Genomic DNA, 15946 nt, shown 5'->3' on the forward strand with positions numbered 1-15946 from the left:
AGCCGTTTGATATCTTTTATAAAGGATTCAAAAGCGCATTTTGATAAAATATCAAACGTTTGCGCTTAAATAGTTACAAGCAATCAAGGTGGTTTTAAGTTGCCAAGAAGTTTTTTTTATAACTTTGGAAAAAGAAAAAATATTAAAAAAGCCATGTATAAAACACTTAAACCTGTTCTCCAAAAAGAACTTGAAGAAATAGAAAACGCTGGGTTATTTAAACGCGAACGCATAATCATAACACCACAAGGTGCAGATATTAAAGTAAGCGGCGGTGCAGAGGTGATCAATTTTTGTGCAAATAATTACCTGGGTCTTTCTTCGCATCCTAAAGTAATCGAGGCGGCAAAAAAAGCGATTGATGATCATGGCTATGGAATGTCTTCGGTTCGTTTTATCTGCGGAACGCAGGATGTTCATAAGGAATTGGAAGCGAAAATATCTCAATTTTTAGGTACGGAAGATACCATTTTATATGCTGCTGCCTTTGATGCCAATGGGGGCGTTTTTGAACCTTTGTTTAATGCTGAAGATGCAATTATTTCTGATGAATTAAACCACGCTTCTATTATTGATGGCGTTCGTTTGTGTAAAGCACAGCGTTTCCGTTATAAAAATGCCGATATGGAAGATTTGGAAAAGCAACTGATTGCTGCCAAAGATTGCAGACATAGGATCATTGTTACTGATGGTGCTTTTTCTATGGATGGATCAGTAGCGCCGCTTGACAAAATCGCTGACCTGGCTGATCAATATGAAGCGCTGATCATGATTGATGAATCGCACTGCTCTGGCTTTATTGGTAAAACGGGTAGAGGTACTCACGAGCATTTCAATGTAATGGATCGGATTGATATCATCACCGGTACCTTAGGAAAAGCATTGGGAGGCGCTTCTGGCGGTTTCACTTCTGGTAAAAAAGAAATTATCGATATGTTGCGTCAGCGTTCTCGTCCATATTTATTCTCCAATACTTTAGCGCCTGCTATCGCTGGAGCATCAATCGCGGTATTGGATATGTTGAGCGAAACTACATCGCTTAGGGATAAGCTGGAAAGCAACACCAAATATTTCCGTCAAAAAATGACTGAAGCTGGCTTTGATATCAAACCAGGCTTTCACCCAATTGTACCGGTAATGCTTTACGATGCTAAAATAGCGCAGGAGTTTGCGGCAAAAATGCTAGATGAAGGTATTTATGTGATCGGATTTTTCTATCCTGTAGTTCCGCAAGGTAAAGCCCGGATCCGTGTGCAGCTCTCAGCAGGTCATGAGCAACACCACTTGGATAAAGCCATTGCTGCTTTTACAAAAGTTGGTAAAGAATTAGGAGTGATTTAACTTCTATAAGTTTTATATGATTTAAGAAAGCTGCTTAATTGCGGCTTTTTTCGTTTTGAGTTCATTTTCTTTTATAATGATATTGTAAACTGATTATTTGAACCCGTTATCACTTAAAATTTTAGATTATTTGCCGTATATTTGAAGCCATGTTGCAGGATAAAATCACACAATACTCGGAAAAGATAAATGCTTTCGTAACAGAAAAAGCTGACGAACTGGAGCAATTCCGTATCAAATATTTAGGCAGTAAAGGAATTATCAAAGAAATTTTTGAAGAATTCAAAACTGTCTCAACTGAAGAAAAAAGATCATTAGGTAAAGTTTTAAATGAGTTTAAACAACTTGCCGAATCTAAATATCAAACCTTAAAAGAATCTACAGAAAGTAATAGCTCAAAAACTGAAGATGTTAGTCTTGATTTGACGTTACCAGGTGAAGGATTTGAAATCGGATCCCGTCACCCGCTGGCTTTGGTGCGTAGGGAGATTGTGGAGATTTTTGCTAAACTGGGTTTTACTGTTGCCGAGGGGCCGGAAATTGAGGATGACTGGCACAATTTCTCTGCCTTAAACTTCCCTGAGGAACACCCTGCGAGAGATATGCAGGATACATTCTTCATTAAAAAAGGCGGCGAAAAAGGTGATATCGCTTTGCGTACACATACTTCATCTGTTCAGGTACGTATGATGGAACAAGGGCAACCGCCTTTCCGTGCCATTATGCCGGGAAGAGTTTACCGCAACGAAGCCATTTCTGCAAGAGCACATTGCTTTTTTCACCAGATTGAAGGTTTGTATGTAGATGAGAATGTGTCGTTTGCGGATTTAAAGCAAACCTTATTTTATTTTGTTCAGGAATTGTACGGTGAAGGTACTCAGGTGCGTTTCCGTCCGTCATATTTCCCATTTACTGAGCCATCTGCCGAAATGGATATCTCTTGTACCATTTGTAAAGGTGCAGGTTGTAACATGTGTAAGTACAGCGGTTGGGTAGAAATTTTAGGTTGTGGAATGGTAGATCCAAATGTATTGGAAAACTGTGGCATCGACTCGAAAAAATACAGTGGTTTTGCCTTTGGTATGGGAATAGAAAGAATTACAAATCTTAAATATGTGATTAAAGATTTACGTCTTTTCTCAGAAAACGATGTTCGCTTTTTGAACCAGTATAAATCTGCCTTGATTTAATCATGAGGTATCTCTTTAGTATTCTGTTCGTGTGTTTTCTGTTTGTTAGCTGCGGCAAAGAAGAAAACTTTATTCCAGATGTACCGGTTAATTATAATGTTACCTTGGTAGAATTCGGAATAAAAGCGGTAAACAATGTATTATTGGTTCCAAATAATGGAATAGCAGGTTTGGTGATCGTTAGAACGCCACTTGGTGGTTTTGTAGCTTTCGATCGCTGCAGCACCGTGAATCCAGATAGCAAATGCAAAATTGTTCCCGATGATAGCGGTTTAACGGCTACAGATCCGTGTTCGGGTGCAAAATTTTCTCTTCTCGATGGTACGCCGCAGAAAGCACCTGCAGAAAGAACTTTAAAAACATATAGTGTGTCTTTACAAGGCAATACTACAATAAACGTCAGGAATTAATGGAAGCTGAAAAAATTAAAGAAACAGTAAAAAAAGCTGCCAAAGAACTTTTTAGAAAATATGGTTATCACAAAACAAGTGTTAACGAAATTGCAAAAAAAGCAAGGATAGCAAAAGCAACCATTTATAAATATTTTGAAAGTAAGGAACAGGTTTTAGATAGCATCTTAATGGATTATCTGGATCAGAACCTGCATGAAATAATTAACAATAAGGTAAGCTACGGCTCGGAGGAGGAGCATCTTAAAGCGTTGGTGATGAAAACCAGCAGACTTTCTTTCACTGCCTGTAATGAATTTATCGGTTGGGATTTTGTACGGGAAAATGCCAACTCACAAGAGTTTTTAAAACATTTATCTGATCAGCTTGAGGCACTTTTATTGGCAGCCTACCTGGAGCTCGAGACCTTTAAAAACAATCCCGCAAGGAGAGAAGGTTTGGCATTTCTACTTAAAGCCAGTAAAAGCATTGTTTTCTCTTTCGCTTTTACCTCGGTAAGCGATTCTGATGTTCGCAAAAACTTTGTTAGTTTTCAAAAAGAAATACTTCCGTTTTTGGTTAAGGCAGCGCTTTAGTTTTCTGAATAGTAATCCTTGGTCTTATATTTTTGCACAGTGCGTTGCGTTTTGCCATTCACCACTTTTGTTATAATCACGGTAACGTCATCGCCGATGCTGGAATCTTCAATTACCGACGAAACTTCAGCAAGAACATTCTTTTTATCAATGCGGTAACTGATCGTTTGCTGGTAGCAGCAACCGTTTTTCTGCTCAACGCTGAGTAGCTTATTTTTCTTATCAATACCAAACATCCCCAGGTTTTCACTTGCCAGCTTGGTTAATTCTTTACTTAACAAGAATTTGTTGTTGGTCGCCAGATAAATATCATAAGATGGACTCATGTACAGCCCTTTACTTCCATTTCGTATTGCTAAATCTTCAATGCCGTCGAAATTAAAATCACCAAAAATCAGCGGACTCTGATACTTTCCCAAATCGAGCCAGCCTATTTTTGCGTCTTGGTTGCCATTGAGGCTAAAATCTAAATCAGGAGAGTGGAATGTTTCCAATTCTTTATCTGATATTTTATCATATAGAATGATGGTTGCCTTACCTCCACACAAGCCATCTGCGCAATCGGCAACAAAAATTTTGACATTGTACTGGTTTGAACTATTGTTAGATAGAAATTTATATTGAGCTTTTGCCGAAAAAGTAAATGAAATAAGAATGCAGAAAATAGATAGATTTTTCATTAAATAATTTTCGTTAAAATTACCTTAATAACTAATCATCAAAAGTTAAAAAACGTTAACGATCACGTTTTCTGGCTTTTATATAGTTGTTAATGGCATCTCTAGTGGTTAACCAATTTCTGCCTTCTTTGTAGGCGTCAATTTTGCCTTGTCGAGCCAATAAACTTACATATTCTTGCCCATACTTAAACTCGGGCTCGGAAACGATTTGGGATATTGGTTCGTATTCACCATAAAGGCTATCAGGCATAGCATTAAGGTAAATATTTAATGAGCGTTCTGAAGCTTGTAGCATAAGCAAATAAAGTTTGTGATAACTACCTTTGTTTGCTTGGTTTAAAGCTTCGTAATATTTTTTTCTATCATTTTTTAAAATAATTGCCGGAGGAAAGCCATTTCGCATTAAAAGCAAGTTCATGGCGAGCCTAACGGTTCGGCCATTACCATCAAAAAATGGATGAATCCAAACTAATTTGTGGTGAAAAATTGTGGATAATAAAATGTCGTTTAAACCATCTTTATTTTCATTTACAAAATAGATAAGTTCATCTAATAAATCAGAAACTTTATTAGCATTTGGTGGTGTAAAATTAGCGCCAAGGATGCGAACACCACCATTTCTTATTCGACCAGCATAATCGTCTTCAATACTGCGAAGAACCAAGCCGTGAAGAGAAAGTATATCAATGCTTCTTAAGGTGTAATTTTTATTGACAAGGCTGTATAGATAATCAATCGCTTTTTCATGATTATGTGCTTCGAAATGTTCTACGAGTGATTTACCTTTTATTGTGATGCCTTCTTGCAAAACCATTCGGGTTTCCCTTAAACTTAGTGTATTACCCTCAATACTATTTGAGTTATATGTCCATTCTAAACTTAGATCAGTTCTTATTCTAGTTAAGGCGCTATTAGGTAGCGGACGTGACTCATCCAGACGTCTTTTTTTTTCAAATAGCCTGTCAGCATGAGGTTTTAATTCCTCGAGATCTGTTAAATCAATATTCCACACACACAAAGATACTAATATCGTTTGTTATAAAAAATTAATCTATCCGATATTTATTGTTTTGTTCATTATGTATTTTAAAACAGCAGTAGCTAATCACATTGTTTCAAGCTGGCTTTAAAAGCCCTATTTAAATAATACAATATTATGTGCTTAATTATTGCAATTGCGTTTTCAAGTGTTCCCACGATTTACATCGCTAGCTATAACAATCCGCATCGTGAGCATTAACTAAGGTGGTAAAAGGCGAGCGGCTGATCGAGCCTAGCAATTGGGAAAATACCGGTTGTTCAGAAAATTTATATCTTTAAACATACTTTTTTGTGTATTAACTAACGGTTTAAAATAAGGGATGGCTTAGGTTATCTCGTTCTATTTTTATCAGACACTAATGTGTATAAATGTCTATTCTAATTTATTAACGATTATCAGCATTTTTCTTGATTTGAAGTTTGGATATAAATTTGCTAGTTTAGGTTATCAAACAAAACTAAACTGAAGATGAAGGTAAGCCATTGTTCCAATTGTAATGCCTTAGCTAGAACTGATGATAAGTATTGCAGTAAATGTGGGCAAGAAATTCATGTGCATCGGTTTACGTTGGGGCATATTTTCCATGAATTCTTTCATGCCTTTACCCATGCCGATAAGGGAATTTTTTATCTGTTGAAAGAGTTGCTGGTAAAACCCGGTACAGTAGCTAGAGAATATATTGGGGGTAAGCGAAAGAAATACTTTAATCCATTCACTTTCTTTTTAATTCTTGCTGGTCTTTTCGTTTTATCAAATACTTTTTTTAGTCCTGTAAGTGTTAGCCACAATCCTGAGATACCAGTCAGCGTTCAAAATATACCAGATCCAGTAAAAAAGGCTGAGGTAATAGAGATGATCAAAAGAGGTGCTAATGTTCGCTATTTTACTTCGAAGTACGGAAACATCCTCGCCATGATTGCGGTGCCGTTTTTTGCACTATTTTTCTGGCTTATTTACTATAAAAGGCAGTATAATTATGCAGAGCACTTTGTTGCAAATGTATTTTTCGTTAGTTTTTCGAACCTGGCTTTCACTTTCCTGGCTTTCCCGTTAGAAGCATTGGCTAAAAATACGCCTTGGTTACCTATTGTGCCCTCCATTGGTCTAGCTATTCAAATTATCTACTATACCTATGCTTACAAAGGTTTTATGCAACAAAGCGGAGTTGTTGGCACAACAAAAGTATTTCTTCAATCGTTTATAGCCGTAGTACTTTGGGTAGCTTTAACCATGATGGCGATGGCCATTTACATTTACCAAAACAGCCATTTTATTGAGTTCTTTAGCAGAATGAAATGATTGCTATTCCCACTTAAATACCTTCACTGCTATTGCATAAATTACAATTCCCCAAATAAAAAGAATCATAATCTGGAATTTCACATCCCAAAGACCAGCGCCTTCAAAAGCCACCTTTCTCATTGCATCATTCAGATATGTTAAAGGCAGCGCTCTGCTGATGGGTTGCAGCCATGTTGGGAAGGCTTCGATGGAAAAAAATGTTCCTGATAACAAAAATTGGGGAAGGGTGACAATGTTAGAAATAGGAGGGACCATGCTTTCGCTTTTGGCAATGCCTGAAATGATAAAACCAAAACCCATAAATACAATGATGCCCATGGTAGCCAATATGAGCATATTGACGACCGTGACCGCACCATGAACCAGGGTGAAGCCAAAAAAGAAATGGCCCAGTAGTATGATAAAAACTGCACCAATTAGCGCAAAACCTATCCTTGCAATCCCTTCGCCAATAACAATGCTCGATCTTTTTACCGGCGTAGCAAAGAAACGTTTAATTACAAGTGTTTGGCGTAAACTTAAAAACACAAACGCCGTTCCGAAAACTCCTGTGCTTAACAATGAAAAGCCTAACTGACCCGGCAAAATAAAATCGATGGTTTTATATTCACGCCCGGTGATGGTGCTTTCTTTTATTTCGGCAACGGTAGGCTTTAAAGTTTTATCATAAAAAACACTATTCAGTACCGATTTTAAAATGCCACCTTTATCTCTTGAAGCTGATGTATATACCACATTCACGGAGTATGCTGCGCTGTTCACTTTTCTGTGAACATCAATCATGGCATCGATATTTCCCTTCTCCAGTAATTTATCAAAATCTTCTTTCGATTTATCTTTCACCAATCTGATCATGCCCGTCTTTGCAAGCATTGCAATAACCGGATTATTTACGTCCGACCCTGGATTGACGCCGACATCTATTCTGGTTCCACCACCGCCTAAAAATCCAAATACCAAAATAAAAATTAAAGGGAAGGCAAGGGTAAAAACCACCGCAGATGGACTCCGCATAATAGAACGGAAACTTGCTTTTGCTAATGCTAAGGTGGCAGTAGTATTGCTGTATTTTTTCATTTACTATTTATGATTAATAGTGATTTTACTATTTTTCTTAAACCCGATTTAAGTGGCAGCTCCCGATGAAAATCCGGACTAAAACGTAAAGGGGTAGTAACATTAATTTGATTGCTGTAATTTCTTTACAAAAAAAATATTTTTATTCTCTCCATTCTTTTCCAGTCAGGTTGATAAAAACATCTTCCAGATTGGCTTTCTTAACTTCCTTTTTACGCTCAAAACCACTATTCACCAATTGGTCAATTAAATTATCTGGTGTATCCAAAGCGATTATCTGCCCTCGTTCTACAAAAGCCACACGATCGCAAAGTTGCTCGGCCTCATCCATATAATGGGTGGTGATGACTACTGTAGTTCCGGCATCTCTGATTTCCGTTATCAAATCCCAAAGATTTCTCCTGGCCTGCGGATCCAAGCCCGTGGTAGGCTCATCAAGAAAAATAATTTTTGGCTGATTGATCAGCGTTGTTGCAATGGAAAACCTTTGCTTTTGGCCACCGGATAAAGCTTTGTATTTTGCCTTTGCCTTATCCTGAAGGTTTACTTTTTCAAGCATTTCCATTGGTTTAATATTTGCGCCATACAAACCAGCAAAAAGCTCGATCAGCTCAATAAGGTTAAGATTTGGGTAATAACCTGCCGCCTGTAACTGCACACCAATAATCTGCTTTATTTCCTGTGGATTTTTATCAACTGAAAAGCCATCAACTACAATTTCTCCTGAGGTTTTAGGTCTTAAGGTTTCAATGATTTCCAGCGTTGTTGTTTTACCAGCACCGTTTGGTCCAAGCAAACCAAATATTTCGTTTTCATAAACTTCAAAACTTAATCCCTGAACGGCCACGAAATCATCATACTTTTTTACCAGGTCTGTGACCGTGATGATGGCTTTTTTTGTTTCCATGTTGCGAATGTAAGGAGCTTTAAATGAATTAGAAATGAATTTTTAAGAACTTTTTGTAAAATGTTTTCAGGATGATGGAACAACCCAATGCGGGATCCGTTAAAAGCAAATCTGCGAATCTTCAGCTTTGATTTGAGCCGCAGATTCGCAGATTTTTAATATTTCGCTCTAGTCTTTAAGCTTTTATCTTTCAGCTTGAAGCTACCAGGTTAACTCACCTTTCATTACGTTTACAAAATCATCAAATAAGTAGCGAGAATCATGTGGGCCTGGAGAAGATTCAGGGTGATATTGTACCGAAAATGCTTTCTTCCCTTTCACGCGAATACCCTCAATAGATTTATCGTTCAGGTTTACGTGTGTAATTTCTACTTTATCTGAGTTTCTCACTTCATCCGGAATTACACCGAAACCATGGTTTTGAGAAGTCACCTCGCAGTGATTTTTAATAATGTTTTTAACCGGGTGGTTTAAGCCACGGTGGCCGTTAAACATTTTCATGGTACCGATTCCGTTCGCTTCAGCCAGCAATTGGTGACCTAAACAAATGCCGAACAATGGTTTATCTTCTGTTAATATTTCCTGAATTGTTTCTACCGCATAAGGCATTACCGATGGATCGCCAGGGCCGTTTGAAATAAAATAACCATCCGGATTGAATTTTTCCATTTCAGCAAACTTAGTTTTAGCAGGGAAAACCTGAACATAAATATCACGGTTTTCGAAGCTGCGAAGAATGTTTTTCTTAATACCAAGATCAAGAGCAGCAACTTTTAAGCTGGCCTCTGGATTTCCGTAGAAGTATGGCTCTTTTGTACTTACCTGAGAGGAAAGCTCTAAACCTTCCATAGAAGGTACTTCCGATAATTTCTTTTTTAATTCATCAAGATCAGTAATTTCTGATGAGATGATGGCATTCATTGCACCTTTATCACGAATGTGGCGAACCAAAGCACGGGTGTCAATATCAGAAATAGCGACTAAATTGTCGTTCTGGAAATAATCCTGAATAGATTCTGTAGCTTGTTTACGACTGTAAACAATGTTATAGTTTTTACAAACCAAACCTGCTATTTTAATAGAGTCAGATTCAATTTCCTCTCTTTGGATGCCGTAATTACCAATGTGGGAATTAGTGGTTACCATGATCTGGCCAAAGTAACTTGGATCAGTAAAAATCTCCTGGTATCCTGTCATCCCGGTGTTAAAACAAATTTCGCCAGTAGTGGTGCCAATTTTTCCAGCAGCTTTGCCGTAAAAAACTGTGCCATCGGCCAGTAATAAAATCGCAGGTAACTTGGTGTAGTTAGTCATGGTAATTACAATATGGATTTTGATTTAAAAAAGAGTTGAAAAAAGGATGTCTCTCGGCAATTGAGCCGTATTTGCTTGGGGCAAAAAAAGATGAATAAATCCCTTTCATTTCGGGGTACAAAGATAGGGTTTAACATTGTAAATGTAAAGAAAAATATGAAATAGGTTTGAGGTATAAAGTTGAGAACGTAAAGCTTAAGGCAGAACTGCTGGCCAGCTTTCATTTCTCGCAGCTTTGGTCTTTTAGCTTTGCGCTTCGGCCTCTTTTTAAAGAAAAAACGATACTTTTGAAACAGCAAAATAAAACCAATGTCAGTACATAAAGAAATCAAAAGAATAACCACGCACATTTTGCAGGAAATGAAACAGCGTGGTGAAAAAATATCAATGCTTACGGCTTATGATTATTCCATGGCTACCATCTTAGATGATGCCGGATTGGACGTACTACTGGTTGGAGATTCTGCTTCTAATGTAATGGCCGGGCATGAAACAACTTTACCAATTACGTTAGATCAAATGATTTATCATGCTGCGTCGGTTATCAGGGCTGTTAAACGTGCTTTCGTAGTAGTCGATCTTCCTTTTGGCTCTTACCAGGGCAATTCTAAAGAAGCCTTAAATTCTGCGATCAGAATTATGAAAGAGTCGGGTGCACACGGTGTGAAGCTGGAAGGTGGCGAAGAAATTATCGAATCCGTTCAACGCATTATTACAGCCGGGATTCCGGTTATGGGGCACCTGGGTTTAACGCCTCAATCTATTTATAAATTCGGAACTTACACTGTTAGAGCCAAAGAAGAGGAGGAAGCAAACAAATTAAAATCTGATGTATTGGCGCTTCAAGCAGCTGGTTGTTTTAGTATTGTTTTAGAAAAAATTCCCGCTGCACTTGGTAAGGAGGTTTCTGAAAGTTTACATATTCCTACTATTGGTATTGGTGCAGGTTCGCATTGCGATGGCCAAGTTTTGGTCGTTAACGATATGATTGGTTTAACAAAAGGTTTTAAACCACGTTTCCTGCGTCAGTATCTAAATCTATACGAAGAAATTTTGGGTGCCGCCCAATCCTATATCCGTGATGTAAAAGCTAACGATTTCCCTAACGATAAAGAACAATACTAGTTACAGGTTATGGGTTGTAGGTTATGGGAACATGACTTATAACTTGAAACTTATAACTCACAACTGATTTATGCCAATCACTGAAAAAGACATACTTTTTGAAGATAACCATCTCATTGCCATTAATAAAAGAGCGGGAGATATCGTTCAGGTGGATGAAACCGGCGATGAACCTTTAGATGAACAGGTAAAGAAATACATTGCTAAAAAATATAATAAGCCGAACGGCGCCTTTTTAGGCGTGGTGCATCGTTTGGATAGACCGGTTAGCGGCGTAATCTTATTTGCCAAAACCAGTAAGGCTTTAGAGCGCATGAATGCTGCTTTTAAAAATCGCGAAGTAAAAAAAACTTATTGGGCCGTTGTAAGAAACAAACCCGAAAAGGAAGCTGCTACGCTAATTCACTGGCTAATTAAAAATCCGCAGAAAAATGTGGTTACTTATTATAAAAATGAAGTAGCCAATAGCCAAAGAGCAGAACTTTCTTACCGCTTAATTGGAAATTTAGATGGTTATTATCTTTTAGAAGTTGATCCAATTACGGGCCGATCGCACCAAATCAGGGTTCAGTTATCGTCGATGGACTGCCCGATTGTAGGGGATAATAAATACGGTTATCCACGAGGTAGTCGCAAAGGAAGCATCTGCCTTCATGCACGCAGGTTACAGTTTTTGCACCCTGTAAAAAAGGAGCCGGTAAACATTTTTGCCAAATTACCTATTGACGGATTTTGGGAGCGTTTCGAAAATATGTAATTCAGTATTGGTATTTTTTTTCCCCAATTAACGTCACCAAATCCCCATGATATTTTATTGTCATTGCCAATAGCTAGTCAAAGCTGCCTTAGGAAGTTTTAAATGTTTGGCATTGTTTTTTGCATAGGTTATGCAAAGCAAAACCAAATTTTATGAAAAAAACAATTTTATCAGTTGCGGCAGTGGGCCTATTAGCTGCTGCGCTTGTTTCATGCGAAAACACCACAAAAACAACGAAGAGCAGCGATACTACGATTGTTAGTGGAGATACAACAGTAAAAACAACAGTTAAGACTGAAGAAGTAAAATCTGATGTTCCATCCTTTTCGAGTGATGAAGTGAATAAGGGTTTAGCGGAATATGCGAAGCTGAAAGATGAATATCTTGCCGCATTAAAAAGCAAAAACGAAACCCAGGTTAAGGCTTTGACTACAAAATATTCTACCTGGGCTCAAACAGCATCTACTTGGGCAACCAAACTGAAACCCGATGAAGTTCAAAAATATACCGACTACATGACTAAAGTTAGCAAAGAATGGGGAGCTGCAGCACAAGAAGCAGTAAAATAAACGACTTTCCGAAATAAAAAATGGGCTTGTTTTTACAAGCCCATTTTTTATTTACAATCGATTTTATTAAAAACAAGAGACTTACCAAAGCCGAGTTTTCCTAAGTCTTTAAATTGAGTTTTTCCATCCACTTCTTCTACATCTCCAAAACCTTCAACTAACTGGTCATTTTGTTTTAACCATACCACCTGACGGGTAGAGGTAGTACCTTCAGATTGAAATGTATAATCCGCAATGATGGTATCACCTTTCACTATTCCAGAGATTACTCCGTTATTTTTATCCTTTTCGAATAGATTATATGATAGCGATCCGGTTACTTTTTCATCTTCCATATTTAAAGATAGATTTGCCGTATCTCTGTTTTTTATGGATTGATAACATTGCTTTGACTGGTCAATTTCTTTAGAATTGGCCGAAGTTGAATCTCCAGCATCGGAATCGGTATTTTTAGATTGGCAAGCCGCCATTAAACAAACAGCAATGCTGAGGGTAGGGATTAATTTTTTCATTTCTTAAGGATTGATGAACAAGTTAACGCAAACAGCCTGCCAAGATTTGATGAGAAATAAATATCCACTAAATAGAAAACCCCGCTTTAGCGGGGCCATCTAAACAATTAAACAAAATTTTTACCATTTATAAGTTCCAACGGCACCTTTATCCAAAGTACTCGTTACTATTTTTCCATCAAAACGAATATTAAAGTTTGTTTCGTTACTATTGTTATTACAAACGATCAAGACTTTTTTGCCATCTGGTGTTTTAAAGGCTACGTTTTGAAGGTTATTTGTAATGTTTGAAGCTATCCGAACAGAACCAGCCGGAACAAATTTAGCCGCATGAGCAATAACATAGTAAGCAACATTTCTGCTAATTGCAGGTGCAATGGTAATCGCCCCTAAACAAGATGTACAGCCGCCCTTATCGGTATGTGGATTGTAATTCGGATCGGCAGCCAAATTCCATTCTAAAACATTCCTGCTCCAGTTACGGGTAGCGCCGATTATTAAGGTTGAAACATGCCATTTCAAATCCTCTCCAAAATTACTTGGTCCACCAACCCATTGCTCTGTAAAATAAACATTCTTATCTGGATGCGCATTATGAACTTGTGTTAGCGCAGAGATTGGCCCCGCATATAAATGAAATGCCGAACCGTCGATATACTTCTTGGCCTCAGCATCGTTTAAAACAGTAATCGGGTATTCTGGCTTATCGGCATTGTGATCATAAATAATGATTTTTGTAGCAATACCACTGCTTTTGAATATCGGTCCTAAGGCTGTTTTAATAAAGCTGGCTTGCTCTTCTGCCGACATGTACATACTTGGGTTATTCCCAGGATGTAGGGGTTCATTTTGTGGCGTAATGGCATCAATTGTAATGCCTTCGGCTTTCATTGCCTGGATATATTTCACCAGATACTTCGCGTAAGCTTGATAGTATTCTGGTTTTAGATTACCTCCAATATAACTTTTATTGGTTTTCATCCAGGTAGGAGCAGTCCACGGAGAACCCAAAATCTTAATCTTCGGATTAATGGCTACAATTTTTTTCAAAACTGGAATTAAATCCGTTTGTTCTTTCGCAATGGTAAATTTTGCCAAGGCTTCGTCGGTTTCGCCATCACCCAAATCGTTATAGGTAAAAGGGTAGGCACTCAAATCGGATGCACCGATGCTTACCCGGATATAGTTTACAGAAATTGCATCATCAGCTGAGGCGAAAAGTTCATGTAGTAGTTTATCTTTCTCGGCTGCGGGCAATGCATTAATTAAAGTTGCACTTCCACCGGTTAAGGTATAGCCAAACCCATCAATTTCCTGGAAAGTTGTATTCTGATCTACTTCAATCGTGGGATTAGAATTTGTGGATTCGCTGAAGTTTAGCGCCACATTCTGTTTGCTCAAGAGCTGAGACTGGTCTCCCTTGGTCAGCCAAAAACCCACTTCGGTTTTAATGGGATCGGAATTGGTTGGCTTTTCTTGATTGGCTGTAGTGGTATTTTTTCTACAGGCACAAGCTGCGAAGAATAGACTTACAGCAAGGCTAATATTGTAGATAGATTTCATTAGCTTTTTCGGTTTTTATAAAATAGGGTAGGATGATATAAAGGAGCGAAGCTTTTATAAGCTCCGCCCTTTAAATTTGATTTGTGTGTGATAAAATTTTATGATCAACGCTTATCCGTAGGATTGAACTGATCAAATGCGTCACCTTTCGTCTAGCGAATATTCGGATTTCTATCCCATTCTGCCTGAGGGATCGGGAACAATAATTTTCCCGCAGTAACATTATAATTTAGGTTAGCGCCGCTGCCATTTTTTTGGTTGTTCATCACTGCAACCGCTCTATTTGTTCTTAATAAATCGAACCAGCGATGACCTTCAAAAGCTAATTCTAAACGTCTTTCTTTTTCGATTGCTAAACGCATATCAGCTTGATTTGCAGCTGGAGTAATACCTAACTTCACACGTCCGCGAATTTCATTTACAATTGGAGCTGCTGCTGACCATCCTGATGCGCTTAACTCATTTAAAGCTTCTGCCTTTAATAATTTAATGTCGGCCAAACGAATAATATAAGAGTTAGCCAAATCATCATTTCTGTATTTGTTAATGAAAGGATAATTGGACTTCGACCAATAATCATCAGACCATCCCTCTGTAGATACGTTTTTAAAACTAATACTCGTATTTTTACGGATCACATCACCTTCGGAATCAAACGCAGCCACTAAATCATTTGTTGGTGTACAAAAACGTTTCCATCCTGTGCCGACAATAACACCAGTCATCCAGTTACCACGACCAGAAGGACCACCCCAGCCATCGTACTGCATTTCCCATATCGATTCGCTATTGTTTTTATGTGCGCCATCAAACAGTTGATCAAAAGAACCAATTAATGAATAACCTCCATTGATGGTTGCATCAGCATATTGCTGCACCTTTGTCCAATCTGGATTAGGTTTTGAAGCGTAAACTTTAGCTAATAATGCGTTTACGATACCTTTTGTAATGATTCCTTTGTTTGGAGCGCTTGTGCGTACCAGTGGCAAGGCATATTCTAAATCTTTAATGATTTGAGCATACACTTCATCAACAGAAGAACGGGATTTTTGCATTTCTTCCAAAGTAGTTGGCGATTTTAGTACTAAAGGAACACCGCCCCATAAACGTACTAAATGGAAGTAAAAATAAGCCCGCAAGGTAGCTGCTTCTCCCAAAATCTGACCTCTTCTACCACTGGCATCTAAAGCTGGATCCTGAATGTTAGGTACATTTTCCAGTACCTCATTTGCATTTTTAATGTTCGAATATAATCCACTCCAATCCCGGCCAACGTTTCCATTAGTGGAGTTTGTGGTGAATAAATCTATTTGAATATTTGCAGGGTTATCGCCGCCTGCATAAGCATTATCAGAGGTTACGTCGCCATTTACCATGTAATCCCAAATATGGTAGTCATTATACATGCCTCCATAAGTACCCGAAATTAGTTTCTCTGCTCCAGCAGCTGTTGTAAACGCCACATCGCCAGTAACCTGGTTAAATGGTTGTTTATCAAGGAAATCTTTTTTGCAACCGCTTTGCATCGTAATAGTCAATACTGCTGCGGCTACTAATGAATATATTTTTAGTTTCATTTTCT

16 protein-coding genes are annotated in these 15946 nt (G+C 38.0%); 8 read left to right on the forward strand and 8 right to left on the reverse strand.

Annotated features, from left to right (window positions below; genetic code table 11):
- The first annotated feature begins 153 nt into the window (after positions 1-153).
- The 4 genes from kbl (at position 154) to ACZZZK_RS18740 (ending at position 3516) form a co-directional block, all read left to right on the forward strand.
- Entirely contained in the window at positions 154-1341 is a 1188-nt protein-coding gene (gene kbl / locus ACZZZK_RS18725; RefSeq protein WP_463485458.1) for a glycine C-acetyltransferase, read from the forward strand.
- Positions 1342-1490: 149 nt separating this feature from the next.
- The gene (gene pheS / locus ACZZZK_RS18730; protein WP_056851869.1) at positions 1491-2531 is read left to right on the forward strand and encodes a phenylalanine--tRNA ligase subunit alpha; all 1041 of its coding nucleotides are present in this window, start codon (positions 1491-1493) and stop codon (positions 2529-2531) included.
- 2 nt (positions 2532-2533) lie between these two features.
- Complete coding sequence (locus ACZZZK_RS18735; protein WP_463485459.1) at positions 2534-2941, forward strand: Rieske (2Fe-2S) protein; 408 nt, start codon at positions 2534-2536, stop codon at positions 2939-2941.
- Positions 2941-3516, forward strand: coding sequence for a TetR/AcrR family transcriptional regulator (locus ACZZZK_RS18740; protein ID WP_056851867.1), 576 nt, complete (start codon positions 2941-2943; stop codon positions 3514-3516). The genes ACZZZK_RS18735 and ACZZZK_RS18740 overlap by 1 nt, the downstream gene beginning before the upstream one ends.
- Here ACZZZK_RS18740 and ACZZZK_RS18745 read toward each other — a convergent pair.
- Positions 3513-4196 carry an XAC2610-related protein gene (locus tag ACZZZK_RS18745; RefSeq protein ID WP_463485460.1) on the reverse strand — a complete coding sequence of 228 codons (684 nt, stop codon included), beginning with the start codon at positions 4194-4196 and terminating at the stop codon, positions 3513-3515. The two genes, ACZZZK_RS18740 and ACZZZK_RS18745, sit on opposite strands and share 4 nt — an antisense overlap.
- A 55-nt stretch (positions 4197-4251) precedes the next feature.
- Positions 4252-5208, reverse strand: coding sequence for a Fic family protein (locus ACZZZK_RS18750; RefSeq protein ID WP_463485461.1), 957 nt, complete (start codon positions 5206-5208; stop codon positions 4252-4254).
- Between the two features lie 498 nt (positions 5209-5706).
- Here ACZZZK_RS18750 and ACZZZK_RS18755 point away from each other — a divergent pair, with 498 nt between their 5' ends.
- On the forward strand, positions 5707-6537 hold the full coding sequence (locus ACZZZK_RS18755; RefSeq protein ID WP_463485462.1) for a DUF3667 domain-containing protein: 831 nt from the start codon (positions 5707-5709) through the stop codon (positions 6535-6537).
- 3 nt (positions 6538-6540) lie between these two features.
- Here the strand turns inward: ACZZZK_RS18755 and ACZZZK_RS18760 are convergent, their stop codons facing one another.
- The 3 genes from ACZZZK_RS18760 to carA all read right to left on the reverse strand — a co-directional run bounded on the left by ACZZZK_RS18760 (position 6541) and on the right by carA (position 9838).
- A complete protein-coding gene (locus ACZZZK_RS18760) occupies positions 6541-7617 on the reverse strand; it encodes an ABC transporter permease (protein WP_463485463.1) in 1077 nt (358 codons plus the stop codon).
- Positions 7618-7759: 142 nt separating this feature from the next.
- On the reverse strand, positions 7760-8524 hold the full coding sequence (locus ACZZZK_RS18765) for an ABC transporter ATP-binding protein (RefSeq protein WP_056851864.1): 765 nt from the start codon (positions 8522-8524) through the stop codon (positions 7760-7762).
- 201 nt (positions 8525-8725) lie between these two features.
- Positions 8726-9838, reverse strand: a complete 1113-nt coding sequence (gene carA, locus ACZZZK_RS18770; RefSeq protein WP_056851863.1) for a glutamine-hydrolyzing carbamoyl-phosphate synthase small subunit — start codon at positions 9836-9838, stop codon at positions 8726-8728.
- Positions 9839-10147: 309 nt separating this feature from the next.
- On the opposite strand from carA, the gene panB reads away from it, so the two are divergent.
- The 3 genes from panB (at position 10148) to ACZZZK_RS18785 (ending at position 12289) form a co-directional block, all read left to right on the forward strand.
- Positions 10148-10963 (forward strand): 3-methyl-2-oxobutanoate hydroxymethyltransferase, encoded by an 816-nt coding sequence (gene panB, locus ACZZZK_RS18775; RefSeq protein ID WP_056851862.1) that lies wholly within the window; start codon positions 10148-10150, stop codon positions 10961-10963.
- 70 nt (positions 10964-11033) lie between these two features.
- Entirely contained in the window at positions 11034-11720 is a 687-nt protein-coding gene (locus tag ACZZZK_RS18780; protein WP_463485464.1) for an RluA family pseudouridine synthase, read from the forward strand.
- A 152-nt stretch (positions 11721-11872) separates the two neighbouring features.
- Positions 11873-12289 (forward strand): hypothetical protein, encoded by a 417-nt coding sequence (locus ACZZZK_RS18785; RefSeq protein WP_463485465.1) that lies wholly within the window; start codon positions 11873-11875, stop codon positions 12287-12289.
- 47 nt (positions 12290-12336) lie between these two features.
- Here the strand turns inward: ACZZZK_RS18785 and ACZZZK_RS18790 are convergent, their stop codons facing one another.
- The 3 genes from ACZZZK_RS18790 to ACZZZK_RS18800 all read right to left on the reverse strand — a co-directional run bounded on the left by ACZZZK_RS18790 (position 12337) and on the right by ACZZZK_RS18800 (position 15941).
- Positions 12337-12801 carry a hypothetical protein gene (locus tag ACZZZK_RS18790; protein WP_463485466.1) on the reverse strand — a complete coding sequence of 155 codons (465 nt, stop codon included), beginning with the start codon at positions 12799-12801 and terminating at the stop codon, positions 12337-12339.
- A 120-nt stretch (positions 12802-12921) separates the two neighbouring features.
- On the reverse strand, positions 12922-14364 hold the full coding sequence (locus ACZZZK_RS18795; RefSeq protein ID WP_463485467.1) for a glycoside hydrolase family 30 protein: 1443 nt from the start codon (positions 14362-14364) through the stop codon (positions 12922-12924).
- A gap of 152 nt (positions 14365-14516) precedes the next feature.
- The gene (locus tag ACZZZK_RS18800) at positions 14517-15941 is read right to left on the reverse strand and encodes a RagB/SusD family nutrient uptake outer membrane protein (protein ID WP_463485468.1); all 1425 of its coding nucleotides are present in this window, start codon (positions 15939-15941) and stop codon (positions 14517-14519) included.
- Between the last annotated feature and the right edge of the window lie 5 nt (positions 15942-15946).

It is taken from the genome of Pedobacter sp. AC163 (genome assembly GCF_979258665.1).

Excerpts from the sequence above, each read along its gene's own strand:
- ACZZZK_RS18785 (WP_463485465.1), top strand. The coding sequence starts at position 11,873 with ATGAAAAAAACAATTTTATCAGTTGCGGCAGTGGGCCTATTAGCTGCT.
- ACZZZK_RS18765 (WP_056851864.1), bottom strand. The coding sequence starts at position 8,524 with ATGGAAACAAAAAAAGCCATCATCACGGTCACAGACCTGGTAAAAAAG.
- panB (WP_056851862.1), top strand. The coding sequence starts at position 10,148 with ATGTCAGTACATAAAGAAATCAAAAGAATAACCACGCACATTTTGCAG.
- ACZZZK_RS18800 (WP_463485468.1), bottom strand. The coding sequence starts at position 15,941 with ATGAAACTAAAAATATATTCATTAGTAGCCGCAGCAGTATTGACTATT.
- ACZZZK_RS18745 (WP_463485460.1), bottom strand. The coding sequence starts at position 4,196 with ATGAAAAATCTATCTATTTTCTGCATTCTTATTTCATTTACTTTTTCG.
- ACZZZK_RS18740 (WP_056851867.1), top strand. The coding sequence starts at position 2,941 with ATGGAAGCTGAAAAAATTAAAGAAACAGTAAAAAAAGCTGCCAAAGAA.
- ACZZZK_RS18735 (WP_463485459.1), top strand. The coding sequence starts at position 2,534 with ATGAGGTATCTCTTTAGTATTCTGTTCGTGTGTTTTCTGTTTGTTAGC.
- ACZZZK_RS18790 (WP_463485466.1), bottom strand. The coding sequence starts at position 12,801 with ATGAAAAAATTAATCCCTACCCTCAGCATTGCTGTTTGTTTAATGGCG.
- carA (WP_056851863.1), bottom strand. The coding sequence starts at position 9,838 with ATGACTAACTACACCAAGTTACCTGCGATTTTATTACTGGCCGATGGC.
- ACZZZK_RS18780 (WP_463485464.1), top strand. The coding sequence starts at position 11,034 with ATGCCAATCACTGAAAAAGACATACTTTTTGAAGATAACCATCTCATT.
- ACZZZK_RS18755 (WP_463485462.1), top strand. The coding sequence starts at position 5,707 with ATGAAGGTAAGCCATTGTTCCAATTGTAATGCCTTAGCTAGAACTGAT.
- pheS (WP_056851869.1), top strand. The coding sequence starts at position 1,491 with ATGTTGCAGGATAAAATCACACAATACTCGGAAAAGATAAATGCTTTC.
- kbl (WP_463485458.1), top strand. The coding sequence starts at position 154 with ATGTATAAAACACTTAAACCTGTTCTCCAAAAAGAACTTGAAGAAATA.
- ACZZZK_RS18795 (WP_463485467.1), bottom strand. The coding sequence starts at position 14,364 with ATGAAATCTATCTACAATATTAGCCTTGCTGTAAGTCTATTCTTCGCA.
- ACZZZK_RS18760 (WP_463485463.1), bottom strand. The coding sequence starts at position 7,617 with ATGAAAAAATACAGCAATACTACTGCCACCTTAGCATTAGCAAAAGCA.